This is a genomic window from Ereboglobus sp. PH5-10, from assembly GCF_029504735.1.
GTDB lineage: Bacteria > Verrucomicrobiota > Verrucomicrobiia > Opitutales > Opitutaceae > Ereboglobus.
In genome coordinates this window covers 99043-124637 of the sequence record NZ_JAQFIP010000011.1, presented here as the reverse complement: position 1 = coordinate 124637, position 25595 = coordinate 99043, and the positions used below count along the sequence as shown (strand labels likewise).

Annotated in this window: 20 protein-coding genes, 1 tRNA gene and 1 pseudogene; 17 read left to right on the top strand and 5 right to left on the bottom strand. The window is 56.4% G+C overall.

The window, feature by feature from the left end; all coding sequences use genetic code 11:
• Window positions 1-106: 106 nt before the first annotated feature.
• Complete coding sequence (gene infB / locus M2447_RS10035; protein ID WP_277558505.1) at window positions 107-2680, bottom strand: translation initiation factor IF-2; 2574 nt, start codon at window positions 2678-2680, stop codon at window positions 107-109.
• Between the two features lie 105 nt (window positions 2681-2785).
• Window positions 2786-4009 carry a transcription termination factor NusA gene (nusA, locus tag M2447_RS10030; protein WP_277558504.1) on the bottom strand — a complete coding sequence of 408 codons (1224 nt, stop codon included), beginning with the start codon at window positions 4007-4009 and terminating at the stop codon, window positions 2786-2788.
• A gap of 242 nt (window positions 4010-4251) precedes the next feature.
• Here nusA and M2447_RS10025 point away from each other — a divergent pair.
• The 9 genes and pseudogenes from M2447_RS10025 (at window position 4252) to M2447_RS09985 (ending at window position 14103) form a co-directional block, all read left to right on the top strand.
• Window positions 4252-4328 (top strand) — tRNA-Pro (locus tag M2447_RS10025).
• 234 nt (window positions 4329-4562) lie between these two features.
• Window positions 4563-5867 (top strand): hypothetical protein, encoded by a 1305-nt coding sequence (locus tag M2447_RS10020; RefSeq protein ID WP_277558503.1) that lies wholly within the window; start codon window positions 4563-4565, stop codon window positions 5865-5867.
• A gap of 183 nt (window positions 5868-6050) precedes the next feature.
• On the top strand, window positions 6051-7664 hold the full coding sequence (locus tag M2447_RS10015; RefSeq protein WP_277558502.1) for a class I SAM-dependent DNA methyltransferase: 1614 nt from the start codon (window positions 6051-6053) through the stop codon (window positions 7662-7664).
• Window positions 7665-7717: 53 nt separating this feature from the next.
• Window positions 7718-7876, top strand: a pseudogene (locus tag M2447_RS10010) (cell filamentation protein Fic); the annotation flags it as partial.
• A 17-nt stretch (window positions 7877-7893) separates the two neighbouring features.
• Window positions 7894-9042 (top strand): restriction endonuclease subunit S, encoded by a 1149-nt coding sequence (locus M2447_RS10005; RefSeq protein WP_277558500.1) that lies wholly within the window; start codon window positions 7894-7896, stop codon window positions 9040-9042.
• A gap of 9 nt (window positions 9043-9051) precedes the next feature.
• The gene (locus tag M2447_RS10000) at window positions 9052-10011 is read left to right on the top strand and encodes an HAD family hydrolase (RefSeq protein WP_277558499.1); all 960 of its coding nucleotides are present in this window, start codon (window positions 9052-9054) and stop codon (window positions 10009-10011) included.
• Entirely contained in the window at window positions 10008-10181 is a 174-nt protein-coding gene (locus tag M2447_RS09995; RefSeq protein ID WP_277558498.1) for a hypothetical protein, read from the top strand. The genes M2447_RS10000 and M2447_RS09995 overlap by 4 nt, the downstream gene beginning before the upstream one ends.
• Before the next feature lie 6 nt (window positions 10182-10187).
• Window positions 10188-10778 carry a Fic family protein gene (locus M2447_RS09990; RefSeq protein WP_277558496.1) on the top strand — a complete coding sequence of 197 codons (591 nt, stop codon included), beginning with the start codon at window positions 10188-10190 and terminating at the stop codon, window positions 10776-10778.
• Window positions 10779-10863: 85 nt separating this feature from the next.
• Entirely contained in the window at window positions 10864-14103 is a 3240-nt protein-coding gene (locus M2447_RS09985) for a type I restriction endonuclease subunit R (RefSeq protein WP_277558495.1), read from the top strand.
• A 149-nt stretch (window positions 14104-14252) separates the two neighbouring features.
• Here M2447_RS09985 and M2447_RS09980 read toward each other — a convergent pair whose 3' ends face one another.
• Window positions 14253-14504: a hypothetical protein gene (locus tag M2447_RS09980; RefSeq protein ID WP_277558494.1), complete on the bottom strand. Its 252-nt coding sequence runs from the start codon at window positions 14502-14504 to the stop codon at window positions 14253-14255.
• 808 nt (window positions 14505-15312) lie between these two features.
• Here M2447_RS09980 and M2447_RS09975 point away from each other — a divergent pair.
• The 5 genes from M2447_RS09975 to M2447_RS09955 all read left to right on the top strand — a co-directional run bounded on the left by M2447_RS09975 (window position 15313) and on the right by M2447_RS09955 (window position 20752).
• Window positions 15313-15669, top strand: coding sequence for a hypothetical protein (locus M2447_RS09975; protein WP_277558493.1), 357 nt, complete (start codon window positions 15313-15315; stop codon window positions 15667-15669).
• A gap of 37 nt (window positions 15670-15706) precedes the next feature.
• A complete protein-coding gene (locus tag M2447_RS09970) occupies window positions 15707-16795 on the top strand; it encodes a helix-turn-helix domain-containing protein (RefSeq protein ID WP_277558492.1) in 1089 nt (362 codons plus the stop codon).
• 16 nt (window positions 16796-16811) lie between these two features.
• A complete protein-coding gene (locus tag M2447_RS09965; RefSeq protein WP_277558491.1) occupies window positions 16812-17795 on the top strand; it encodes a hypothetical protein in 984 nt (327 codons plus the stop codon).
• A complete protein-coding gene (locus M2447_RS09960) occupies window positions 17746-18705 on the top strand; it encodes a hypothetical protein (RefSeq protein ID WP_277558490.1) in 960 nt (319 codons plus the stop codon). The genes M2447_RS09965 and M2447_RS09960 overlap by 50 nt, the downstream gene beginning before the upstream one ends.
• 562 nt (window positions 18706-19267) lie before the next feature.
• Window positions 19268-20752, top strand: a complete 1485-nt coding sequence (locus M2447_RS09955; RefSeq protein WP_277558489.1) for a Fic family protein — start codon at window positions 19268-19270, stop codon at window positions 20750-20752.
• Window positions 20753-20839: 87 nt separating this feature from the next.
• Here M2447_RS09955 and M2447_RS09950 read toward each other — a convergent pair whose 3' ends face one another.
• Complete coding sequence (locus M2447_RS09950; RefSeq protein ID WP_277558488.1) at window positions 20840-21577, bottom strand: hypothetical protein; 738 nt, start codon at window positions 21575-21577, stop codon at window positions 20840-20842.
• Window positions 21578-21811: 234 nt separating this feature from the next.
• Between M2447_RS09950 and M2447_RS09945 the strand changes: the two genes are divergently transcribed.
• The gene (locus M2447_RS09945; RefSeq protein ID WP_277558487.1) at window positions 21812-22966 is read left to right on the top strand and encodes a hypothetical protein; all 1155 of its coding nucleotides are present in this window, start codon (window positions 21812-21814) and stop codon (window positions 22964-22966) included.
• Window positions 22967-23916: 950 nt separating this feature from the next.
• Window positions 23917-24528 (top strand): phospholipase D-like domain-containing protein, encoded by a 612-nt coding sequence (locus tag M2447_RS09940; RefSeq protein WP_277558486.1) that lies wholly within the window; start codon window positions 23917-23919, stop codon window positions 24526-24528.
• Between the two features lie 39 nt (window positions 24529-24567).
• Here M2447_RS09940 and M2447_RS09935 read toward each other — a convergent pair whose 3' ends face one another.
• Complete coding sequence (locus tag M2447_RS09935) at window positions 24568-24843, bottom strand: hypothetical protein (RefSeq protein WP_277558485.1); 276 nt, start codon at window positions 24841-24843, stop codon at window positions 24568-24570.
• Between the two features lie 134 nt (window positions 24844-24977).
• On the opposite strand from M2447_RS09935, the gene M2447_RS09930 reads away from it, so the two are divergent.
• Window positions 24978-25358 carry a hypothetical protein gene (locus M2447_RS09930; protein WP_277558484.1) on the top strand — a complete coding sequence of 127 codons (381 nt, stop codon included), beginning with the start codon at window positions 24978-24980 and terminating at the stop codon, window positions 25356-25358.
• Window positions 25359-25595: the final 237 nt, after the last annotated feature.

Here is a 25595-nt window from a genome sequence, read left to right as displayed (position 1 = left end):
GCGGGAAAAGCTGAAGGACTGAAGGGCTGAAAGGCTGAAGAAATGGCAAATGCTGAAGGCTGTTTTTCTTTCAGTCCTTCAGCTTTTCAGCCTTTCAGTCTTTTTCTCAGAGCGTCGCCCTGACTTTTTGAATTTCGAAGCATTCGATGACGTCGCCGATTTCGTAGGCGTTGTAGTCGCCGAGCTTGATGCCGCACTCGAGGCCGGCGCGCACTTCGTTGGCGTCGTCCTTGAAACGTTTGAGCATTTCGATTTTGCCCTCGTGGGCGATTTTGTTGCCGCGGCGGAGGCGGGCTTGCGCGTTGCGGGTGATCTTGCCCTCGGTGACAAGGCAGCCGGCGACGAAGCCCTTCGCGAGCGGGAAGGTGGCGCGCACTTCGGCGGCGCCGAGTTTGACTTCCTTGAGATCGGGTTCGAGGAGGTCGGCCATCATTTCGCGCACGCGGTCTGCGAGTTCGTAGATGATGCCGAATGTTTCGATGCGAACCTTGTGGTGCTTGGCTAGCGGAGTGACGCCGTTTTCGAGCTTGGTGTTGAAGCCGATGATCGTGGCGGAGCCGGTGCTGGCCATGAGCACGTCGTTCTTGGAAATAAGGCCGACGTCGGTCGAGACGATTTCGAGCGCGACTTTGCTGGACTTGATGTTTTCGAGAACGCTGCGGACCGCCTCGGTGGAGCCGTAAACATCCGCCTTGATGATGATCTTTAGCGTCTTTTGTTGCGAGGCGGCGATGTTGGCGAAGAGCGCGTCGATTGAAGTTTCCTTGGGCGCGGCGGCTTGGGAGGTGGCCGCGAGCTTGGCGGCGTGCTGCGCATCCTCGGCAAGGCGCTCGGCCTCGCGGGCGTTCTTGACTGCCTTGAAGGTGGCGCCGCTGTCGGGCGCGCCGGACCAGCCGATGACGCGCGCGGGCGTCGAGGGAGGTGCCTCCTTGATTGCGTTGCCGCGGTCGTCATACATGGCGCGGATTTTGGCCCATTGCTGGCCGCACACAATGGAGTCGCCGACCTTGAGCGTGCCGCGTTGCACGATGACGGTGGCGAGCGGCCCGCGGCCGACATCGATTTGGGATTCGATGATGACGCCGCTGGGATCGGCCTTCGGGTTGGCCTTGAGTTCGAGGACGTCGGACTGAAGGAGAATCATCTCCATGAGGTCGGATATGCCGGTGCCCTTGATTGCGGAAACGGGAACGGTGATTGTCTCGCCGCCCCAGTCTTCCGGGGCGATGCCGTGCTGCTGCATCTGGCCCTTGACTTGGTCGAGGTTGGCGCCTTTGACGTCCATTTTGTTGACGGCAACGATGATCGGCACCTTGGCATTTTGCGCGTGGGCGAGAGCCTCCTCGGTTTGCGGCTTGAAGCCGTCGTCGGCGGCAATGACGAGAATGGCGATGTCGGTGGCGTCGGCTCCGCGCGCGCGCATCTTGTTGAACGCGGCGTGGCCGGGCGTGTCGAGGAAGGTGATTTTGCGGCCGTTGTATTCGATCTGGTAGGCGCCGATGTGCTGCGTGATACCGCCGGCTTCGCCAGAGGCGACATGGGCCTTGCGAATGCTGTCGAGCAACGAGGTCTTGCCGTGGTCAACGTGACCGAGGATGCAGACGACGGGCGGGCGCGAGGCGAGGTTTTTCGGGTCGTCCTCGGCGGCGGCTTTTTTGGCGCGGGCTTTTTTTTCCTCGGCCTTGGCGGCTTGCTGCGAGGCGGCGTCGCCGCGGTGTTTGACCTCGAGGAGGTAGCCGTGTTTTTCGGCGACCTTGATGGCAACACCCTCGTCGATCGCCTGATTCATGGAGGCGAACACGCCCATGCCCATGAGCTCGGAGATGAGCTTGAAAGGTTTGAGGCCGAGCGCGGGCGCAAAATCGCGCACGATCACGGGCGGCTTGAGGCTGATTACTTTCAGCTCACCGTCACCGGCTTCGGTTGGCTGCGCGGGAGCTGTGGGCGCCGGGGCAATTGGAGGCGTGGTGCCGGGAATTGCGGGCGGCGGCTTCGGCGCGCTTGCGATCGGCGGCGGGGGCGGCGCGGAAACAGGACGCGGAGCTGGTGGCGGCGGCGCGGAAACCGGACGGGAAACCGGTGCCGAGGGCGGCGGCGGAGTCGGACGCGGAGCGGATTGCGCGGTCGAGGGCGCGGGGCGCACTCCGGGGGTTTGAGGAGGCGAAGGTGGAACCGCGGGCGCGGAGCGGACGGAAGGAATGCTCGAGGGACGCGGAGCGGCCGGCTTGGGCGCGGGAATTGCGGGCGGCGGCTTCGGCGCGGAAACGACGGGCGGCGGCGGCGGAACAGCCGGGGCGGCCTTGCGGGGTGCCGCGGGTTTTTCGACGGGAACGGCGGGACTCGGTGACACCACGCCCCTGGCGGCATCCTCGGCGGCTTTTTTGGCACGAGCCGCCTCCTCTTTTTCGCGCGCGACATCGGCGGCGGATTTTACCGTGGGAATATGAACGGGCGCGGGCGCGGGCGCGGCCTCCGGCTCCGGCGCAGGGGGCGGTGGTTGCTCGACGGGCGCGGACGCCTTGTTCTTTTCCGCAAACTCCTCCACAATTGCCTCGGCGCTGATATTGTCGATGGTGCTGGAGACGCTTTTAACGTCAAATTTGCGCTCTTTCAGCATGGCCAACAATTCCTTGTTGTTCATGCCGATTTTTTTAGCGAGTTCGTGGATGCGGATACTCATTCAGGTAAGTGTTTGCTGCGCTGTGAATCTTAATCGTGTGGTGTTGGGTGGCGAGTGGCGCGGGACGCCGTGCGATGGATGGTGTGAGCGGGAAGCGCGGGGGTTTTATTTCCGCAGCTTCGAGAGAATGCCGTTGGCCTCGTCGGCGGAGAAGCCGGCTTCGGTGAGGTCGTCGAGCTCGACGTCCTCGAGGACGGCGGGCGAGTTCATGCCGATGTTGACGAGGCGCTCCGAGATCGCGCGGTCAAGGCCGAGGCTCTTGATGAGCGACTGGATGGCGTCCTCGCGCGGGTCGGACGAGGCGGCCTTATATTCCTCGATGTCGAGTTTCCAGCCCACAAGGCGCGAGGTGAGGCGCGCGTTCTGCCCCTTGCGGCCGATGGCGATGGCGAGGTTTTCCGAGTCAACCTTAAGGGAGACACGGTGGTTTTTCTCGTCGAAGACCATGTCTCGGGGAACCGCGGGTTTAAGGGCCTCGATGATGAATTGTTGAGGATCGTCGTGGTGAGGAATGATGTCGATTTTCTCGCCGTTGAGCTCGCGAACGATGGTCTTCACGCGGGCGCCGCGGGCGCCGACGCACGCGCCGACGGGATCGACTTTCGGGTCGTTGGTGGAGACTGAGATTTTTGTGCGGTAGCCGGGCTCGCGCGCGAAGGACTCGATTTTCACGGTGCCGTCGGCGATTTCGGTGACCTCAAGCTCGAAGAGCCTGCGGACAAATTTCTGGCTGGCGCGGCTGAGAATGATCTCGGGGCCGCGCGGCGTGGATTCGATTTCGAGCAAGATGCAGCGCACGCGGTCGCCCGCCTGGTATTCCTCGCCGGGAACCTGTTCCTTGCTGGTGAGGAGCGCCTCGGCCTTGCCAAGATCGACAACGATGTCCCCGCGCTCCCTGCGGCGAACGGTGCCGGTGACGATGTTTCCGACCATGTCCTTGAAGTCGTCGTAAATGCGATCCTTCTCAAACTGGCGGAGTTTTTGCATGACGGTCTGGCGCGCGGTTTGCGCGGCGATGCGTCCGAGCATGGCGGGGTCGACTTCGCGCTCGATAATATCGCCGAGTTGCACGCCGGATTGGAGTGCCTGGGCTTTCTCGATGTGAATCTCGGTCTTCGGATTGCTTACGGAATCAACGACCTTGAGCAGCGCCCACGCCTTGAGCTTGCCGGATTTGGGATCGATTTCGATCTTGAGCTCCTGGCCCGCGTTAACGCCCTTTTGCGCGGCGGTTTTGATTGCGTTCACTATGGCGGCAATCATGTCGGCGCGCGGAATGGCCTTTTCTTTTTCCATGTATTCGAGGACGGCGAGGATTTCGTTGCTCATAGTGATGTTGTAAGGTGTTGGTGTGTGAGGAAAAAAAAAGCAGGCCAAGAGGCCCACCTTTGGTTTTCGCAAAGTGAACGTTTATATATGCGTGCGAAATTAACTATTGCGTGAAAGTCTTGTCAAGCCCTGCGCGGAAAGTGAGCCGGGCGCGAGGCTGCGATTAAACGGGGACGAATATTTTTAAGAAAAAACCGCTTGCAAGTTTGCGCGGTGTCAGCCTTGCTGCGTCTCCTTTTGTTCGGGCCGTAGCGTAGCCTGGTAGCGCGCTTGCATGGGGTGCAAGAGGTCGAGAGTTCGAATCTCTCCGGCCCGACCATTTTACCAATAAAGCCCCCTCCTCATAGGAGGGGGCTTTATTGTTGACTGGATTGGTTTACTGTCAAAAACAGCAGAAATGACAACCAAACAGCAACCGAAACAGCAACCGAAACAGCAACCAGAACAGCAACCAACAGTCGGACGCAGTTTGGCGAAAAAACGAGGCAAGTGGTCGCCACCTCGGGGAATTCGGTATTCCTACCGAAAAGACAGGCCAAACGCCCCTTTTTATTTGCACTGGACCGACCGCGAATCCGGTCGCCGCGAAGCCACCGGCTTCAAGGACGCCGCCGCCCGCGAGGTCGCCGCAAGGGATCTTGCCGAGAAACGCGAGAAACACGGCACGGACGTGCTCGCCTTCGATCCGAAACGCTGGGCGCGTTACCTCGATTTTCAAAAACTCGTCGGCGATGAAACCGATCCCATCATCGTCGCCCACGAATGGCTCGCCTACCGTCAGGGCATCGGAAAAGGCGGCGCGCAAAGTCTCACCGTGCGCGAGGCCTACGTGAAATACCGCGCGATCCGCGAGACCGAGGAAAAACTCTCCGCCGACACCTGGCGGCATATCGACAAACACGTCGGCATCCGCTTCTGCAACGACTACGGTGACAAAAAACTCAACGAGCTTGAGGCCGACGACATCCGCCGGTGGCTGGCAAAGCTCACCAACCCGAAGACCGGCGAGCCTATGGAGGCTCAAACGAAAAAACACCACCGCAAGGACGTGAACACCTTCCTCGACCGCACCCGCAAGGAAGGCTGGATACTCCGCAACCCCTGCGAAATCGTCGCCGTGCCCGAGGTTGATGACGGCGACGTAGTTGTCATTTCGCCCGAGGACGCTTTCAAATTTTTCAAGGCCAACCTGCACGAGCCCGTTGCCGGACGCATCGCGCTGGAGGCATTCGGCGGCCTGCGCTACTCCTCGGCGGGACGCATCCAAAAGGCACACCTGAGCTTCGAGGAAAAAGGCATCGAGATGCCGGGCTCCCTTCACAAAAGCGGAAAACGCAAATGGCGGCAGGGGCACCCCGACGTCCTCTGGGCATGGTTGGCGCACGCGCCGGAGGCGTGCTGGTCGATGACATTCCTCAATTACCGCGAATGGAAACGCGCCGCGCTGATTCGCGCCGGATTGCGCCCGCTGGCAGCCGCCACCGACGACGACAAGGAAACCCTGCGCGGCCTGCGCAACGTCTGGCGTCACTCCTTCGCCAGCTATATGCTCGCTCACACGAAAAACATGCCCTCCGTCGGCTACCTCATGCAGCACACCAGCACAAAAACCACCGAAGTTTATGAAGGCGTGGCTACCGAGGCGAACGCAAAGCTCTACCTCGCCATGACGCCGCAAGCCGTCGCCGCCGCCAAGGACTGGGACGCATTCAAGAAAGCCGTCGCCGCGCAAACTGCCGCGGTTCAAACCGCACCCGATACCGCCACCACATCCCCCTCCTCCGCCGCCGGAAAAACGCCCGCTGCGAAAACCACCGCAGCTTCGAAGCCCGCGCGTGCCGCGAAAAAATCATCCTGAGCTGTCGCGCCTTCCGCCAACCCGCGCCAAATTTTCGCCCCAATATATTTCGCAAAAAACACGTTTTCGTTGCTGCAATTCCTTGCGTAAAAAGCATGTAATGCACTCGCAACGTTCTCCCGCCGCCGCTAGCCAATCACGGACACGGCAAACCCATTTTCCAAAACATCTCGCCCATCGCACATGGCTCGCACCGCCAAACCCAAGCAACCCGCCGCCGAACCGCTCGAAAAGCAACTCTGGCGCGCCGCCGACAAACTCCGCAAAAACATCGACGCCGCCGAATACAAGCACGTCGTCCTCGGCCTCATCTTCCTCAAATACATCTCCGACTCCTTCGAGGAACTCCACGCCCGCCTCGCCGCCGAAAAAGCCTCCGGCGGCGACCCCGAGGACCCCGACGAATACAAGGCCGAGCGCGTCTTCTTCGTCCCGCCCGCCGCGCGCTGGCGTTATCTTCAAAACAGCGCCAAGCTTCCGGCCATCGGCAAAATCGTTGACGACGCCATGGACGCCATCGAGCGCGACAACGCCCAGCTCAAGAGTGTCCTCCCAAAAGTCTTCGCCCGCCAAAACCTCGACCCCTCCAGCCTCGGCGGCCTCATCGACCTCGTCGGAAACATCGCCCTCGGCGACGCCAAGGCCCGCAGCGCCGACGTCCTCGGCCACGTCTTCGAGTATTTTCTCGGCGAGTTCGCCCTCGCCGAGGGCAAGCAGGGCGGCCAGTTCTACACACCGCGCTCCATCGTCGAGCTCCTCGTCGCCATGCTCGAACCCTACAAAGGTCGCGTCTTCGATCCCTGCTGCGGCTCCGGCGGCATGTTCGTGCAGTCCGAGAAGTTCGTCAAAGAGCACCAGGGCCGCGTCAACGACATCTCCATCTACGGCCAGGAAAGCAACCAAACCACCTGGCGCCTCGCCAAGATGAACCTCGCCATCCGCGGCATCGACGCCACGCAGGTGAAGTGGAACAACGAGGGTTCCTTCCTCAACGACGCCCACAAGGATCTCCGCGCCGACTTCATCATCGCCAACCCGCCCTTCAACGTTAGCGACTGGAGCGGCGACCTCCTCCAGACCGACGGACGCTGGCAATACGGCCGCCCGCCCGTCGGCAACGCCAACTTCGCCTGGCTCCAACACTTCGTCGCCCACCTCACCCCCGGCGGCAAGGCCGGCGTCGTTCTTGCCAAGGGCGCGCTTACCAGCAAAACCTCCGGCGAGGGCGACATCCGCAAGGCCATGATCGCCGACGGCAACCTTATCGACTGCATCGTCAACCTCCCCGCGAAACTCTTTCTCAACACGCAAATCCCCGCCGCCCTCTGGTTCCTTAATCGCGCCCGCAAAACCACCGCCCACCCGCGTCCCGGCGAAATCCTCTTCATCGACGCCCGCAACCTCGGCCACCTTATCAACCGCCGCACCCGCGAACTCTCGCACGAGGACATACAACAAATCGCCGGCACATACCACGCATGGCGCACAGGTAGGGCGGTTTCGCCGAAACCGCCGTCCCCGAAATTGGCGGGAGCGGGGAAAAGCGGCGCGCCCGGCGAACACGCCCTGCCTTACGAAGACATTCCCGGTTATTGCGCCTCCGTCCCGCTCCACCGCGTCGCCGAGCTCGACTACGTGCTCACGCCCGGCCGCTACGTCGGGCTCCCCGACGAGGAGGACGATTTTAATTTCCCCGAAAGATTCGCCGCCCTCCAGGCCGAGCTCGCCGCCCAGATGCTGGAGGAGCAAAAACTCAACGAAGTCATCCGCCAAAACCTCGCGAAGGTGAAGCTATGAACCCTGAAAAAACAGAATTCATCATTTACCAAAGCGCGGACGGACTCGTGAAAATCGACGGCATCATCGCAGTCGGCTGCCGCGTGAAATCGGCGCGCTTCGCCATGAATGACGCCCCCTTGAAACAAGTCGGCGGCGGCCTCTATTGGAAAAAGCGCCTCGAACGCAACCGCGACACCCGCGCCAGCGAGAAAGTCATGTATCGGCAGGTCTTTGCGGGAGGTGCCGCATGAAACCCCGCACCCAACCAAGCGAGGCAAAAGCCCCGCGTCCCCGGCAAACAGCCGCGAGCGAATGGAAGGATGCGACTCTCGGTGATTTTATATCACTCCAAAGAGGACACGACTTGACCGATCCGGAGCGACGCGCGGGCAACATTCCCGTCATGGGCTCAGCCGGGCAGAACGGCTTCCACGATACCGCACTGGCAAAAGGGCCGGGCATAGTTATCGGGCGAAGCGGCGCCTCGTTTGGACAAGTTCATTACAGCGATGTTGATTATTGGCCGCACAACACCGCCCTCTATGTCACCGACTTCAAGGGCAACGATGTGCGCTTCGCCTATTACCTGCTGAAAACATTGGATTTTTCGGGTTATAATTCTGGCAGTGCTCAACCCTCGTTAAACCGTAATTATATTTATCTGGCGTCGGTAAAAATTCCCCCGCTCCCCGAGCAACGCGCGATAGCGGATATGCTGGGCATCCTTGACGACAAAATCGACCTCCTACATCGCCAGAACAAAACCCTCGAATCCCTCGCCGAAACCCTCTTCCGCCAAACCTTCATCGAATCGCCACAACCCGATTGGAAAGAGGGAAAACTGGGAGACGTCACGGACAATATACGGGAATCCATAAAGACCGAAGACATATTGGCTGAAACAAAATACATTGGCCTTGAGCATATCGACAAAAGAAACATTGCGCTAAATCAATACGGGCACGGGGACGCGGTCAGCAGCAATAAATCCGCCTTCGGAAAGAACGACATACTGTTCGGCAAACTTCGTCCGTATTTTCACAAGGTCGTCATCGCTCCGTTCTCCGGTATTTGTTCGACCGACATTTTAGTTTTGCGCCCCAAGCGTCCCGAATACTTGGCATTTTGCCTGTTTGCATTCTTTCAAGACGATGTTGTCGCATATGCCAACCTTGGATCGGGTGGAACCCGAATGCCGCGCACTGACTGGAACACCTTGAGCCAATATGAAATTGTGATTCCGGACACTAAAGCCATCAACGCCTTCAATGCCTTTGCGATTCCCGCGCTTGAGAAAATACAAAAAAATATAGCGCAAATAAAAACCCTGGAAGCCATCCGTAATATGCTGTTGCCAAGACTGATGGGCGGCGAAAGCAAAATTAGCACCATCTAATTTCACATCATGAGTAAAATAAAACCAACCATAGCAATCTGTTACGATTTCGACGGCACATTATCGCCCAAGAACATGCAAGAATACGATTTCTTTAATGACTTGGGAACAAAAGCCCAGCCATTCTGGAGCGAAGTCGAGGCATGCCGAAAGCGAAACCATGCCGACCAAATTCTAACTTACATGATGCTGATGATCGACAAGGCCAAAGCACACGTCGGCAGCAATAAAACAACCAAGGCATCCATTCAAGGATACGGGAAAAGCGTAAAGCTTTTCAACGGCGTCGAGGACTGGTTCAAGATAATCAATGCCTACGGAAAAAAGAACGGCGTCATAATTGAACACTATATCGTATCATCCGGAATCAAGGAGATGATCGAGGGCACGTCCATCGCAAAGTATTTCAAAAAAATATACGCTTGCTCATTCGTTTACGACGAACAGGACGGAACGGCCAAGTGGCCTGCAGTTGCCGTTAATTATACGACAAAAACGCAATTCCTGTTCCGCATCAACAAGGGCATAGAAGACGACAATGATAATACATTGATTAACGAGTATATTCCTGAAAGCCAGAGGCCTATCCCATTTTCCAGAATGATTTATATTGGGGATGGCGCGACTGATGTGCCTTGCATGAAGTTGGTGAAGCAAAAAGGCGGCAATTCTATAGCCGTTTATGATCAGAGAAAGGCCGGGAAACTAGAAAGCGCAAAGGCGCTTCTGGCAAACAAACGTATTAATTACATGGCACCCGCCTCCTACGGAAGCGGCTCTCAAATGAAAAAACTGGTTTGCGCTATCATTGATAAAATCGTTGCCGCAAGTCGTCTGGAAACAGCGACGGCTCAGTTGGAAAAAATTGGCCAACCGAAAGAAAAAAGCGCCGACAAAACCGAAACGCTTGCGACGGACGCCCCCGCTATCCCAATACCTGAAAGCGCCGCGCCTCCGCAAAACCCATGAATAACGTCAACCAGTTCCTGCCATATTCCGCGACCGACGGAGCCGTGAAGGCGGGCGTGCTTTGCAAGGACGAATCCATCCGGCGCACGCTAAACGCAACAGCCGTCGGCAGCCGCGCGCAAATCTTGCCCGTCCGCCCCGTTCCCGTTCTCATGCGCGCAACCCGCTAACCCACCATGCCCGAGCACCAAAACATCGAATATAAACAGGCTTGGCACGACGATTACCTCAAATGGATTTGCGGCTTCGCCAACGCGAGGGGCGGCAGCCTTTTTCCCGGTATGGACGAGTTCAAGGGCGGCTATATCGACGGCTGGGGGCGGGGCACGATAAAGATCATTGAGGCTTGCCAAAAAGCCGGCCTCGCGGAGCCGGAAATGACGGAGGCGGAAGGCGGTTTTTGGGTGACTTTGCGCATTGAACAAGCATCGGCGACCCATCAAGTAAGCCCCAAGCCCACCCATCAAGTTAACATATTGAAAAATAAAGGATTAAATAAAAAAACAGGGGTGACGAAAAATCGGGCGACCCATCAAGTAACCCATCAAGTAATAAGCCTGTTGCTGGCATTGCATAGCTCGACAAAAAGCAGGGACGATTTGATGCGAGAATTGGCGATGAGGGATGTGGTCAACTTCAGGCGAAATTTTGTGAATCCCGCCTTAACCGCCGGGTTTATCGAGAGGACGCAGCCGGATAAGCCTCGCAGTCCGACGCAAAAATACCGCCTGACCGCCAGGGGGCTCGCTGTGTTAAAAGGGGAATAACATCGCGTGCCCCGCCTCCAAAAAACGCCGCCCGCCACTCAAGTAACCACCAAGCAGCGCCCAAGAACCACTCAAGTAAAACCGCATGACGACCCGCCTCACCGAATCCGCCATCGAAGACTACGCGATCCAGTTGCTTGAAGCGCAGGGTTACGCCTACCTCCACGCGGCCGACGACGAGGTCGAGCGCGCCGACTACACGCAAACGCTCCTCGCGGCGCGGCTGGAGACGGCATTGCGGCGCATCAACCCCACCCTGCCGCCGGCCCTGCTCGACGACGCGCTCAAGGTCGTGCGGCGCATCCATTCGCCGGACTTGATGGCGGACAACGAAACCTTCCACCGACTGCTCACCGAGGGCGTCCCCGTGAGCCTGCAAAAAGACGGTGCCGAGCGCGGCGAGCGCGTGTGGCTGGTCGATTTCGAAAACCCGCTCAACAACGATTTCCTCGTCGTCAACCAGTTCACGGTCATCGAAAACCATTTTAACAAGCGCCCCGACCTTGTGCTCTTCGTCAACGGCCTGCCGCTGGTCGTCATCGAGCTGAAAAACCCGGCGGACGAAAACGCGACCATCCGCTCCGCGTTCAAGCAGATCGCCACCTACAAGCAGACCGTGCCAGGCCTCTTCACGACCAACGCCATCGTCGTTGTGTCCGACGGCCTGGATGCCCGCGCCGGCACCATCTCGTCAGAATTCACTCGCTTCATGAAGTGGAAAAGCTCCGACGGCAAAGTCGAGGCCTCGAAGCTCCAAAGCGAGCTGGAGGTGCTTATCTGCGGCATGTTGAACCGCGAGACGCTGCTCGACCTTGTGCGGCATTTTATCGTCTTCGAGAAAGGCAGCCGCGGGGACGCCGGGACCAGGCAGAAGACGGTGGCCACTGTCAAAAAACTCGCCGCCTACCACCAATACTACGCCGTCAACGCCGCCGTCGCCTCCACGCTTCGGGCGGCTGGGTTGAGTGGCACGGGCGGCCTGTCCATGTCCTCCGCCCCGCCGAACCGCGTGGTGGCCGAAGACCCCGGCGCCTACGGCCTACCCGATGCCGCCCTGCAACCCGTCGGCGACCGCAAGGCCGGCGTCGTCTGGCACACCCAAGGCTCCGGCAAGTCGCTCTCAATGGTGTTCTACACCGGCAAAATCGTCCTCGCGCTGGACAACCCCACCATCGTTGTCCTCACCGACCGCAACGACCTCGACGACCAGCTCTTCGACACCTTCGCCGCCTCGCGTCAGCTCCTGCGCCAGGCCCCCGTGCAGGCCGAAAGCCGCGAGCACCTGAAAGAATTGCTCGCAGTCGCCAGCGGCGGCGTGGTGTTCAGCACCATCCAGAAATTCCAGCCTGAAACCGGCAATGTTTACGAGCAACTCTCCCCCCGCCGAAACATCGTCGTCATCGCCGACGAGGCGCACCGCACCCAATACGGCTTCAAGGCAAAGACCGTTGACGAAAAAGACGCCTCCGGCACCGTCGTCGGGCAAAAAGTTGTTTACGGCTTTGCCAAATACCTGCGCGACGCGCTGCCCAACGCCACCTACCTCGGCTTCACCGGCACCCCCATCGAAAAAACCGACAAAAACACGCCCGCGGTTTTCGGCAACTACGTGGACATCTACGACATCGCGCAAGCCGTGGAGGACGGCGCCACCGTGCGCATCTTTTACGAAAGCCGCCTCGCCAAGGTAGCGCTCTCCGACGAAGGCAAAAAACTAATCTCCGAGCTCGACGACGAACTTGACGCAGAGGACCTGAGCGACACGCAAAAAGCCAAGGCCAAGTGGACAAAAATGGAGGCGCTCATCGGCAGCAGGCCACGCATCGCCACGCTCGCCCGCGACATCGTTTTCCATTTCGAGGCCCGCCTGAAAGCCGCCGACGGCAAAGGCATGGTCGTGAGCATGTCGCGCCGCATCGCCGCCGAACTCTACGCCGAAATCATAAAACTTCGCCCCGACTGGCACTCCGACGACCCCGCCAAGGGCGCCCTCAAAGTCGTGATGACCGCCAAGAGCACCGACGGCCCCGAAGTCGCGCGCCACCACACCACCAAGGAGCAGCGCAAGGCACTCGCCGAGCGCATGCGCAACCCCGACGACCCGCTGCGCCTCGTCATCGTGCGCGACATGTGGCTGACCGGCTTCGACGCGCCCTGCCTGCACACCCTCTACATCGACAAGCCCATGAAGGGGCACAACCTCATGCAGGCCATCGCCCGCGTGAACCGCGTTTACAAGGACAAGCCCGCCGGCCTCGTGGTCGATTACCTCGGCATCGCGGCAGACCTGAAGGAAGCGCTCTCCTTCTACTCCGAATCCGGCGGACGCGGCGATCCCGCCACCGCGCAAGAGCAGGCCGTGAAGGTCATGCTCGAAAAACTGGAAATCGTATCGGCGATGTTCCGCGAGGGCGCCGACTTCCCCTACGAAAACTACTTCGCCGCAGGCACCGCGCAAAAACTCACGATCATCCTCGCCGCCGAGGAGCACATCCTCGGCCTCGACAACGGAAAAAAACGCTACATCGGACAAGTCGCCGCGCTCTCGCAAGCCCTCGCCATCGCCATCCCCCACGACCAGGCCATGGACGCGCGCGACGAAGTCGGCTTTTTCCAGGCGGTCAAGGCGCGCCTCGTCAAGTTCGAGCCGCGCGGCGAAGGCACCGACGACGAATCGCTCGAAACCACCATCCGCCAAGTCATCGACCAGGCGCTCGTCTCCGAAAAAGTAGTCGATGTCTTTGACGCCGCCGGCATCAAGAAACCCGACATCTCGATCCTCTCCGACGAGTTCCTGGCCGAGTTGAAGAATAAGCAGCACAAGAACATCGCGCTCGAAGTCCTGAAAAAACTCCTCAACGACGAAATCAAAATCCGGGCACGGAAGAACCTGGTTGAAAGCAAGCGCCTCCTCGAAATGCTGGAGGACGCGATCAAAAAATATCAGAACAAAATCCTGACCGCCGCGGAGTTCATGGATGCGCTCATCAAGATGGGCAAGGAGATCGTCCACTCCGACAACGCCGCCAAGGAGATGAACCTGAGCGACCCAGAGTATGCCTTCTACACAGCGGTGGCGAACAATGAAAGCGCGCGGGAGCTTATGCAAAAGGACAAGCTGCGGGAACTCGCCGTGGAGCTATTCGACCAAGTCCGTCGCAACGCCAGCATTGACTGGACGCTAAAGGAAAGTGTGAAGGCGAAGCTGAAGGTGATAATCAAACGCACCCTTCGAAAGTTCGGCTACCCGCCAGACATGCAACTCCTCGCCACCGAGACCGTGCTCAAGCAGGCGGAACTAATCGCCAACGAACTCACCGCCTGATCGTGCGTGGCACGGGCCGCCAGCCCGTGAGGATCGAGAGGCATGGGCGAGCCGCCCATGCAGATGCAATCAGCTTCCAGCCGATGCCCGCCCCTCCGCGCCATACTACACTTATATATATGTATTTCGCGGTTGGATGTGAAAAATATTCACATTCCATGTGGTGAAAAATTTTCACACACCTGGATTTCAACGCCGCCGACAATGCATTGAAAATTTTTCATACACCTAAAAATAAAAGCGCGCAAAATTTGTTTCCATGAAACACCCCGTCCCGTCAAAATCAAGGCGCTGCCCAGGCAACACACAGTAGTTACCACAAGAATCTCAAAATCCGCCTCATTTCCTAAATTCAAAAATATCCCGCTCCGTCGCTTCAGGAGTAAAAAAAATAGTTTCATGGAAACAAAACGGCTCGCGCGACACTTCGTGCCGCGCGAGCCGTTTTGTTAGTTTTCTGCGCTTTAATGTTTGAGTTTTCCAACCCCGGAGGGCTTTCGCAAATGCCGCCAGAAATCAATAAACCCACCCAAACTTTTCAATAAACCCCACCCCGCACCTTGCATGGGCTTCCCCAATCTATAAATGCAATAAATTTTGCCCAAAATTCCGTCTCGGAGAATCACGCCAATCGCGCCAATTAATCAAAAGGTTTGAAGTTTTCGATCCTTCCGGAATTCGCCCTGGAATCCTCATAAGCAGAAATCCTAAATTGATCTATAACCAGTTGTATCCGTGATGGTTATAACATAAATAAAAACCGATGCCTGATTATCAAATCCGAATGCTACAAACACTCGGATCGGGCAACCCGCACAGTCACAGGAAGTTACTACTAAAGGCGAAAAAAAGTTGAAAATGTTTCCCCATTTTCTTGCAAGCCCGTCCCCAATTTCCCAAAGAGAAAGTTTTGCCCAATTTTTTGGCCTATAATCCTCGGATTTTTGATCGCAACCATCCGAGCCGCCTTTGGAAAAAAATTCCACGGCCAGCTTGCGTTTCCGTTACGCCGCGCCCGGACAAAAACTCCCTCAAAAAACTTCACAGAAAAGAAAATAATCTGGGCCATCTTCACCAGATTTATGCGCAACCGACTAATAGCACTATGGTTAACAACAAACTGCTGTTTTCTAAAATTGAAGAAGATTTTTTGCGATTCCTAAAACTCCTCTTTGGTTTCCGTTTTTTTTGTCCAATATATACGCTACCATGTCAGCTTCCCACGGCTCCAATTTCGAAACTAAACAAAACCCGGCCAAAAATACTTCGGCAGCGGAAGCCGTCCCATTTGCCTCAAACGAAAACACCCCGCGAATAGCAATCCCTGCCGATGCCCTGGCTGCCAAGGCCGCACGCCTCACCGGCGAAACCCGCGGTTTCTTTTTAGTCAAGGAGTTCGCGGCGGCCATTGGACGAAGCCACCAATTCGTTTCGGATCGATGTCGCGCCAAGGTCATCCAAACTATGCGAGGGGGCAAGCCCTACAGGATCCCGTTTGCCGAATATGAAGTGTGGCTCAACCGCCGCACAGACACCACCAAACCCAAGCCTTGGTGGGTCAAGTAACCCTGCCCCTCAATATCCTATTCCAATTTAACATTTTATGAGCACATCATACTCAACACCGACCACGCCAACACAAACAGCCCAAGACTTCACCGTCGGCGGCCCAGATTTCATTGGTCCGGTGGACATCCCGTTCGAACTCTTGGGTTTTGAAGATACGTATATGTTTCTCGACGACGTTGAGGAACTCACCGGAGTCAACCATTGGGCGGTGCGGCAAGCCCACAAAGATGGCCGCCTTGCCGCCACACGAATTGCCGAACGACATCACCGCTCCATGATAATCAACATTGTTGATTATCTGGAATACCTCTTCGACGCTGAACCTGCCGGTAAAGATAAATGCCTCGAAAAAGCAGACGTCCTTCTAGCCAACATAAGAATCGACAAAACTATCCAACCACGAGCGCAACTTAACCAAGCCACACTTGACGCACTTGCCTCAAAGGTGCGCCGAGGCCATCCATTGAAGCGTGTTCTGCTCCTGCGCATTCCCGAGGAAGAAAACCTGCTGCTGCTCGACGGCGAACACCGCGTGGTAACCGCCAAAGACTGCCTGCGCACCACCATTCCGGCCTTCATCGTCACACTCCCGCTCCGATACGCCCCCTACATTGCCTTCGAAATCAACCAGCGCCAAGGCAACAGAATCAAAGGCTCCGATAAAAAACGCTTTGTTGTAAACTTCCTGCAAACGCACCCTGATATCACCGTCCAGATAAACAAAGAAACCCCGCGCAAAGGTGACACATGCAGAGCCGATATAGCCCGAGCGCTGAATGTTTCCAAATCCACAGTCACCCGCGCGCTTGAGGACATGGAGAGACATTCCAGGGCCGCGTCTTATGATGCTCGCGAGTCCCTGCTGGCGTTAATCCCTCTTATTGAAAAGCTCAAAAACTCCGACGTGGAAGCAGAACAAGTAAACTTGACAACCTATGCCGTGAAGCGCGTCGCCTCAAGAATTGCCAGCGAATGGGAACCAGGCGTCGCCAAAGACACTCGCGCGCGCCTCAAACTCTCGGCTCATCCGATAACACGTTACCTAAAGACAAAGTTGGCCTACTTTTTTACCACGCCCAACGATCCCAAAAACGAGGACTATTCCGATGCCAGTTGTAAATAAGCAGTCCATCAAATCCGTGGCCGCGACTTCTGGGGCGTTGAGGTATCTTGAAAACCAAGAGCATCACAACCACAGGTTCTACCACATCGATCACGCTCAGGTTTTTGGCGCGGAAAATGCACAAGATTTCGAGACCCTGTTGGATGAGGCGCTCCGCCTCTTGAACATGGAGCGCGCCCCTTCAAATCAAATCCGCACGGCCGCGACATGGTGGATTGCGGCCTTCGCGCCCGGCAGCTACCTCGACGATTTCGAAAAATCCCAATTCCTCAATGTAATTTTGCGCGCCCTCGACTGCTTTGAATTTTGCGTCGTAACCTGGCACATTCACAAATTTTCCGGCGCTGCCGACCTCAACCTCATCATCCCCCACATCACCCTTGGGGATCGTCCGGCGCTAGCGCGTCCCAGCAACGTAAACCTCATCCGCCGAGCCCGGCACCGTGCCGATGAATGGCAGCAGGAGGTAAGTGAAACCCGCCAAGATTGTGGCGAGTTTCCCATCCCAGCGATAGGCCAAAAGCGCGCCTGGCACGCGGACAACGCCCCTGCCTTTACCCCGCTCGTGAACCTCATTGGCGACACCATCCGGAACACCCCATCGCTGCTCGACTCGCCCATGGAAAGGGAAAAATTACCCCGCGTTTTCGTCGCCGCCGGGCTCCACCGTGACGAATGGGAAATCGACTCCAACTTCCAGTTTTATTGGACCCCACCCGGTCGCCGCACAGCCGCTAATAAACCCGTCAAGGCTCAGCCTCCATTGGAAATTTCGCTCCCGTATTTCCTGGGTTTCGTCGAACGCTATCTCGCCCAATTCGCGTCCGAGACTCAGGAGGATAAATTCAAAAACAGAGCCAAGACGTGGCGCGCGTCATACATTTCCAAGAACCCCGTCCGGCGTGATACACCGCAAAAAAATCATGTAATACAGAGTCAGCATTCACATCATGAAACCTACCAAAAAACTAGCCCGCATTATCCAGAATTGTCTGCGTGATACCGGTCAAAAAAATACCGCCATCAACCACGCAAAACTGGAGATCTATCTTCTCGAAGAATTGGATGTTCAAAAATTTCTCGATGGGAAAACCAAGGCAGAGATTGTCGCCGTCTGCGACGCCAAACCCGAGCCCGCACAGCCGCCGCCCGGCAAAGAAAAAAGGGAGTTTAGCATAATCCTCCGTTGCAGCCGCAGCGATGTTGAAAAGCTTACCGCCATCAAGCGCACCAGTCGCGTGACTACGAATTCCGCAGCCATCCGTGTTGCTATCGACAAGGCGGCCTCCGTCAAGCCGCGCTTAGACCTGCCACATGCCTACTCGGTCGAGGAGGTGAGGGACATTGTGGGCACCATCGACCGATTCGCGCGCGAGCTCGCCATCGCCGTCCGTCATTGGCTGGTGCATCAAGATGACGACACGCCCAAGATGCGCGAAATTACCAATACCTGCCGCGACCAGTGCATACGCATACTCGACGAGGTGGAAAAGCCGCTGAACAAGGGGAAACTAATCCTGCACGGAATCATGGCGTCCAAACAATTCAGCATCAGCAGCCTCAAAGAGGCCCAGCACATCCTGCAAAAGCTGGGTGACATTTCGGCAAAGCAAAGCGTCCACCCCGGCAACAAACCGAACATCCAATCTGCGTGGAAAACTCGCACCACCTATCTCGGCCTCGTCATGGATTTCTTCGCCACCATCGGCATCCGTCCATATCCCTCAGCCGACAACACGGTCACATCAAACCCCGTCACGCAAACGCCCGCATCCAAGACCACGGCGACCGCAACACCCTGCGCGAGCGCGCCCGTCCCCATCCCGCCCAAGATCGCCCCCGCCCCACAGCCGCCCCCTCCGCAGTCACCCAAACCACCCCCCGTCGGAGAACCACCCCGCGCCCCGTGAAACACGTGATGAGTAATGGTGTTTCAATGAAACATCACATTTATAATAGTGAAGGCATCAAACGGGTATAACGAAACTCTACCTTGCCCGTCGTTGCACAACACAACGCAGTTTACGTCCCATGATGTTTCACTGAAACAATTCTCGCAACGCCGGACACATTGTGCCCAGACTCATACATATTCGGGCGACAGTTGACCGTCACCACAAGTAGCGGCAACACCGGCGGCAATAACAGCTCGTCCGGTGGCGGCGGCGGTGCTGCCCGGCTTGTTCGCCGCTTGGCACCCTGTTGAGGTTGGGTGCACCGAAGCATAGACGTGGCGTTGAGCGTCATAATTGCTCAAATGCGATGAAAGTTTACACATTTAACTTCTAATCATCTTAAATTCTTCTTTTTCGATGATATCGACGACTATTTTCGAGATTTCTTGCCTCCGCCTTCAGGACAAATGTCCTCTCGATCAGCAGTTTATTATTGTGAAAATTGGCATATCTATCCTTTATTTATATGAAATTTAACATACCATGTCTGTTTCAATGCTCCAACTATAGAAAATTTATGTCCCTGATCTTCGGCTCATCCGATCCAATCCGCTCCAGTAAAGTCGCCCGTGCAGTCGCATCCGGAAAACTGCGAAAAATTGCCACGAAGATTTACACGGACGACATGACCTCGCCTGTCGAAACTATCGTGCAGCGGCACCGCCTGGAGATTATCGCGCATTTTTATCCGGGCGCGGTGATCAGCCATCGCTCTGCAATCGACAACAAACCGTCACCTGCGGGCAAACTTCATGTAAGCGTGCCGGACGCGGTGGCTCCCGTGCGCAAGTTGCCCGGTTTGGAAATCCGGCTTTGGCGAGGCCCGGCGGCGCAACCCGACGACATTCCGGTGACATTTGGCGACAGCGAAAAGCTATTCACCGCAAGCCAGCCGCGCGCGCTTTTGGAGAACATGCAAATTGCGCGCGCGCGCGCCGGGGATGAACCAAAAATCCTCTCGAAATCCGAACTTGAGCACTGGATTGACCGCCAAATTCGCATCTTCGGCACGGACTGGCTTGAACAGATGCGGACGCGCACAGCCGGAGTGGCGGAGCGGCTTGGCTGGCAAAATGAACAGCGGGAATTTCAAAATCTGGCCGACGCATTGCTGGGGCGGCGTTCCGCCTACCGGCTCACAAGCGACCTTTCGCGTTCGCGCGCCCACGGAAAACCTTACGACCCCGAGCGGGACATTCTTTTCCGCAACCTTCACGCGCGCCTCGCGGCGGAAGCATTCAAGGAGCTGCCGGCGCCCCCGGCCCCGGAGTTCGACAACCGAGCCTTTTGGGAAGCGTATTTCTCGAACTTCATCGAGGGCACAAAATTCACCGTCGAGGAAGCGCAATCAATTGTTTACGCCGGCGCGGCGGCCGGGCGCCTGCAAAGCGCGCGTCCCGAGGACGCTCACGATGTGCGCGAAACCTATCGGCTTGTCGCCGATCCCAATATCAGCGCGGCGGTGACGGAAAGCCCGTCCGAGTTGATCGACCTCATAAAACGACGCCATGCCCGCATGATGGCCGGCAGGGCGTCGGTCGAGCCGGGTGTCCTCAAGACGCGAAACAACGAGGTCGGCTCGCGGGTGTTTGTCGCGCCGGAGCTCGTTGTTGAAACACTCGCGCGCGGATGGACGCTGGGACGCGCGTTGCCGTCGCCGGTCGCGAGGGCGCTTTACGTGCTGTTTCTCATGGCGGAGGTGCATCCCTTCAACGATGGCAACGGACGCATCTCGCGCCTTTGCATGAATGCGGATCTGGAGGCGGCGGGCCGGATGCGCCTGATCATCCCCACTTCTTTCCGCAGCGATTATTTGACGGTGCTGGAGGCGCTCACGTTGCGAAGCGACGCCGAGCCCTTCATCGCGTTTGGCCACAAGCTCATTGAGCTAAACAGCCGCATGCCATTCGAGTCGTTTGAAAAAACCCACGAATATTTCCGCGGCACCAAGGCGCTCGACGAACATGCCGCTCCATTTGGCCTGCCGGCGATTCTTGACTGAGGGCGGGCGGGTTCCGGAGCAATTTTGAATGGACAAAAAACACCCCCGAAGCGCGAGGCTTCGGGGGCATTGCGGGCGCATTTTGGCTCAGGTTCGGTCGAAAAGGCCACCGGATGCGTCGCCGAAACACAGTCCGAAATCGGTCTGGTTCTTATCATTAGTGTTTTTGCTTCTGCGCATTCTGGGTTTTGGCGTTGTTTGCAATTCGATTTTTGAGGCGGCCTTCCCGTTGGTGTGCGGCGCGGCCAGCGCAGTGTTCGTCGGTTTGGGTGTGGAGGTGTCGTCCGTATGCGGATGCGGCATGGCCTCTCTGCCGTTTGCTTTTGGTTTAACCGAGGCTGCATTTGCCGCCGTCACACTGGCAGATTCGGGCGTAGATGCAGCGTATTTTTTGCGCAAGGTTTCGACATCCACGAGACCCGCCACGAAGGGCTTTTTGGCATCCGCGGTTGGTTTATATAAAAGAATATATTGTAGAGTAGGCAGAAGCAGCAGGAAGTGGTTCAACCTGCCGCTCCCGTCCCTCATCAAACCGGACGTGCGGATCACCCGATAGACACTTCCATCTTCCCGCCTGCCTCGCGGCAGCTGGCAACGCAACACGCAATGGTGCTCGAACACATTGAGATGGCGCCATTCCAGCTCCTTGGTGTAGTCGTAAATCCTCACCCTCTGCTTTTGCCTCGCGCTCTCCACCACCCAAAAGTGCGGAAGCTCCTCGACCCATAGGTTCACCTCCCCTTGCTCCGCTTCAAACTCGCAACGGCTCACCCGCCATTCGTCCCCAAGTCCCAGTAATTGATGAAATAGATTTTCCGGTGTCATTGTTCCCCTCAGCTTTTGACTACTGTCCCCTCTTTCCACTCAAAATAGCGAGGAACCTCTTTTGATTAATTAAAATATTTATATTCAAAATGTTATATGTTTTTTGTCGCAAACCGCAGCCCTTCGGGCTGCGGTTTGCGCGGGTGTGTTGGGCTGATCGCCCCTTGCATGGCTCTTTTATAACCGTCCGCAATCCGCGGCGGTGGGGTTCGTGCGGGGGGCTTTCTTAAACACATGAATATACAACACAACGTCCCCCTGAAGTTCGTCACCGAAACAGGGGAAATCAAACTGGCGCCGGAGGGATTCCTGCGCCTTTTTCGCGCGGCCCAAACCGCGCAAACATCAACCGGCGGCGAGCGCCGCGCCGCTCTCACGAAGGCCGCCATGTTCGACGGATTCACTCCGACAGCCGCCCAAGTCAAAACGCTCGAACGCATCGTCTCTCCGGACCCCGGGACGAAACGCTCCGACCGCGACGCGGCATTGGAGTTGCGCTTCGACACACTCACCATCAGCGCGGATGGCACCGCGTTTACCCGGCTCTACGGCATCGCGATAGACTTCACTCCCGACGAGGGCTGGGCCTACACCGTCTGCGTCGTGCCATACAAATCAATCGACGCCATGATCATCGCGATGAGGGCGAACCTCAAGTCTCCCCCGGATGAATCCACGACCGAGGATCGCTGGATACTCGTGCGACGTCACGAGGTGCTCAACCTCATCGCATCCTCGCTCTTCACCACGATGACACGCGAGGAGTTTGCCAGCGAGGTTCGCACTTTCCTTGAGGGCAAATCGCTCACGGGGGACGGTGGCGTCACCCACGCGCTCGTCGAAATCCGTCCCGATGAACATGGCGCCTTGCGACGGCCCGATCACAAGCATCGCAGCCTTGACCAAGCGTTCCTTGAGTCATTTCGAGAGTTCTTCGACGCGCTGCCGGACCAGCCCGACATCGAATGGCAGGTTGACGCCTACTTCCACGCCAGAACCAGGCTCGAGCGCGAAATCTCCCACGAGGTGTGGCTGCGCCTGCCGGCGATTTTGAGGGCCATCTGGAAGGCGGACAAAATCGAGGACGCCTTCCAGTGGGTCGAGGCGGGCGATGACGCGACGGAAACCACCGGGCTGACGAAAGCCGAAAGTGTCATCGTCAACAACCTCCTGGACAAAATCGTCGAGATGGAATCGCCGCCGTCGCAGGGCGTGAATCCCTTTTATTCCTTCGTCACCGACAGGTTTGGAGCTTTCACCTCGGGGACATGGCCGGAGGCGGATGAGTTCGGAAAACTGCCGGCGGTGAAACGGCGCATTGCGAAGGAAAAAATCATCGAGACGTTCGGATGGGTGGAGCTTTTGCCGCTTCCGGACGATTGCATCTGAGCAGATGTGGCGACGCGAGAGTCGCGGTCCTTCGGGCCGCGACCCCCGCGTGTTCCGCACGGCGCGCATTTTTCATGCGACATCGTAGCATTTTTTCCGAGGTCAACTATAAATAATGAAAATCAAAAATAACCTTATTAAAATATTAAACACAAATAATCTTTAACGGACAATGAACGGTTAAAATAGCAACATAAGTTTGGTCAAAAAACTTCCAGGGTGAGATTGGAACATTTCAGCAAAAACATTTTCAGGCGAAAACATTCAATAGCGCTGAATGTTAAATGAATGTTTCAATCAGGTTGAAAAACATCACATTAAAACCTATCAATGCCAATCTGAAGTTAAGATCCAGGTCGATATGAAAGTTTCATTTTTCCGAGGGAAACCTATGATTATAACCGCATGTAACTTTAAAAATGTTTAGAGTGAGAATCATTGAATATAAGTTTGTTTAAGAAAACTTTTCCAGAAATTCGTTTCTGCGAATCTGGATGTCTATAAATTTTCAAAAAAATCTTGCATCAATACACAAATCACTCCACCAACGGGATCATCTACTAAAAAATAATTAAATTTCCAGTCTCGTCTATATAGGGATGCCAGTGGAGCCATGTTTAAGCCGCTGGCCTTCAACCGGCATCTTGATTGCGACGGAATACAGAACCCATCGCGACACTTGGCGGCATGTGCCCCGCCGCCATCAACTCCCATTCCAAGCACACATGACACATCCTTCCAACAAACCGCCTGCCCGACACCTTTGGAGTCATTTTTTCGAAAAGCCGGAGAACAAAAACAACTTCCTCAAGTTTCGGGCGAGCCTGCATGCCCTCATCGGAAAACTCCTCCGAATTCCTCCGTATGATAAACCAATCCATGACCGGGTGCCCGGTTTAAACAACCTGTGACGTGGGTGCTCTCTTGAAAAACCCGGAGCAGGTGCTGATATGAAAAAATCCGATTACAATAAATTCATTAAAAACCTTATCGTGGAAGAGTCCCCCCTGGTTGCGCAATGCTGGAGATCCAAACAGGCATCAATCATAATCCATCAATTTATTAAAAGCGCCCAAAAGACCGTCCGCATTTTAAGTGAAAGGCTGGACGGCGAAATATTCGCGAGCCCGGCGCTTGCCAAGGCTGTCTGCGATGCCGCGAACAGGGGCGTTGTTTTCACCATTGTCATTCAGGATCAAAATCCCAACGGCGATGACAGGGAGTTCATGGATGTTATCAAAAGACACGGCATCCAGCTTAAAACTGTGTGCGAGAACGCGAACCCGAGGGATTTGCACATTAATTTCTGCATTGTTGATGAAAAACGATTCCTCCTCGAGGAGGACAAGGCGAGCCATCATGGACATTTGTCGGCCAACAATCCCGATATTATAAGCGGCTGGGTTGAGCGCTTTGACGCGGTAATCTGGAACGGAGCGACAAACGTGGGTTTACCCTCGACGCCGGGGCCGCGTATGGAGGGCGATTATGGCATTGAAACAAGAAGGATGGCTCCGAACGAAAATCTCTCACCGGAAATCAAGCCACAGGGCGCAAGATGAGCATATAATCACAATATGAAACGCACAAAATCAACGAAATCACGAACCCTGAAAACGATTCCCAAAAGATTCCCCAAGCGCCTCCCAAAAACCTACGGAGGTCTTGCAAATATCCTCCTGCTCCGGCCAATCCACGACGAAACCGCCTACGACAATACCATCGAAATGATTGACGCGCTCGCCGGCAAAAAATTGACGCCCGACCAAAAGGACTATCTCGCAATCCTGATCAGTCAGGTCAAAATTTTTGAGAAAACTGTCGTAAACGGCAGATTCGTATTCCGACTCGAAAACACCTCCCGTGCCGCGAAACAAAAAAGGGAATTGCTCCTCCTGCGAATCCAGAGAAACCGCCTGCGCAGATCATCCCCCGCCGAAAATATGAAATTTTTGATTAGATTAGGAGTCCTGACAAAAGAAGGAAAACTACCCAAACATTACGGGGGTAAATGAAAAAAAGAACAATAGACGATTACCGTGTCATAGTCGGGTGGAGCGCGGAGCGTCAACGCTACCTCGCCCGTGTGCCCGCGTTTCGCGGCTTGCTAGCGGACGGCGCCACCGAGGAAGAAGCGCTTACCGAGGCGCGCATCGCTCTCGGCGGAATGCTTGCCGTCCTCGAAACAGACGGTGAAGACGCGCCTGCGCCCGACCAGCCACTGGAACAAGTGCGCGCCAGCGGACAAGGTTTCTCCCGTCGCATCCGAGCCGCATCCCATGACCTGAGACGAGAAAGGCTACTGGACGAGGCCGACGCCGCTTTTAATGAAGCTATTGCAACTCTCAACAAGCCACCCTGCAAACGCAGACAGAGCCCGCCCGCATGTTAGGCGTTTATCTGACACCCGATCATTTTGCAGGCTTAACTCCAGACGGCACGGCGTTCGCTTACGCGACGGGTTGCCCGGCGGACGATATGATTTCGCTAAAAATGCCGGTTTTCCATCAGCAAGAGGGCTCCCAATCGAACCGTTAACCGATACAGAACTTCTTCAAGTATGGATCGAGGCCAGCCACGCGCGGGTTGACCAGGAACCGCCCGGGTATCGTAAGCGTGAAGCCATAGC

Coding starts and splice junctions, on each gene's coding strand:
- infB (WP_277558505.1), bottom strand. CDS start 2,680: ATGAGTATCCGCATCCACGAACTCGCTAAAAAAATCGGCATGAACAAC.
- nusA (WP_277558504.1), bottom strand. CDS start 4,009: ATGAGCAACGAAATCCTCGCCGTCCTCGAATACATGGAAAAAGAAAAG.
- M2447_RS10015 (WP_277558502.1), top strand. CDS start 6,051: ATGGCTCGCACCGCCAAACCCAAGCAACCCGCCGCCGAACCGCTCGAA.
- M2447_RS10005 (WP_277558500.1), top strand. CDS start 7,894: ATGAAACCCCGCACCCAACCAAGCGAGGCAAAAGCCCCGCGTCCCCGG.
- M2447_RS10000 (WP_277558499.1), top strand. CDS start 9,052: ATGAGTAAAATAAAACCAACCATAGCAATCTGTTACGATTTCGACGGC.
- M2447_RS09995 (WP_277558498.1), top strand. CDS start 10,008: ATGAATAACGTCAACCAGTTCCTGCCATATTCCGCGACCGACGGAGCC.
- M2447_RS09990 (WP_277558496.1), top strand. CDS start 10,188: ATGCCCGAGCACCAAAACATCGAATATAAACAGGCTTGGCACGACGAT.
- M2447_RS09985 (WP_277558495.1), top strand. CDS start 10,864: ATGACGACCCGCCTCACCGAATCCGCCATCGAAGACTACGCGATCCAG.
- M2447_RS09980 (WP_277558494.1), bottom strand. CDS start 14,504: ATGAAACTATTTTTTTTACTCCTGAAGCGACGGAGCGGGATATTTTTG.
- M2447_RS09975 (WP_277558493.1), top strand. CDS start 15,313: ATGTCAGCTTCCCACGGCTCCAATTTCGAAACTAAACAAAACCCGGCC.
- M2447_RS09970 (WP_277558492.1), top strand. CDS start 15,707: ATGAGCACATCATACTCAACACCGACCACGCCAACACAAACAGCCCAA.
- M2447_RS09960 (WP_277558490.1), top strand. CDS start 17,746: ATGAAACCTACCAAAAAACTAGCCCGCATTATCCAGAATTGTCTGCGT.
- M2447_RS09955 (WP_277558489.1), top strand. CDS start 19,268: ATGTCCCTGATCTTCGGCTCATCCGATCCAATCCGCTCCAGTAAAGTC.
- M2447_RS09950 (WP_277558488.1), bottom strand. CDS start 21,577: ATGACACCGGAAAATCTATTTCATCAATTACTGGGACTTGGGGACGAA.
- M2447_RS09945 (WP_277558487.1), top strand. CDS start 21,812: ATGAATATACAACACAACGTCCCCCTGAAGTTCGTCACCGAAACAGGG.
- M2447_RS09940 (WP_277558486.1), top strand. CDS start 23,917: ATGAAAAAATCCGATTACAATAAATTCATTAAAAACCTTATCGTGGAA.
- M2447_RS09930 (WP_277558484.1), top strand. CDS start 24,978: ATGAAAAAAAGAACAATAGACGATTACCGTGTCATAGTCGGGTGGAGC.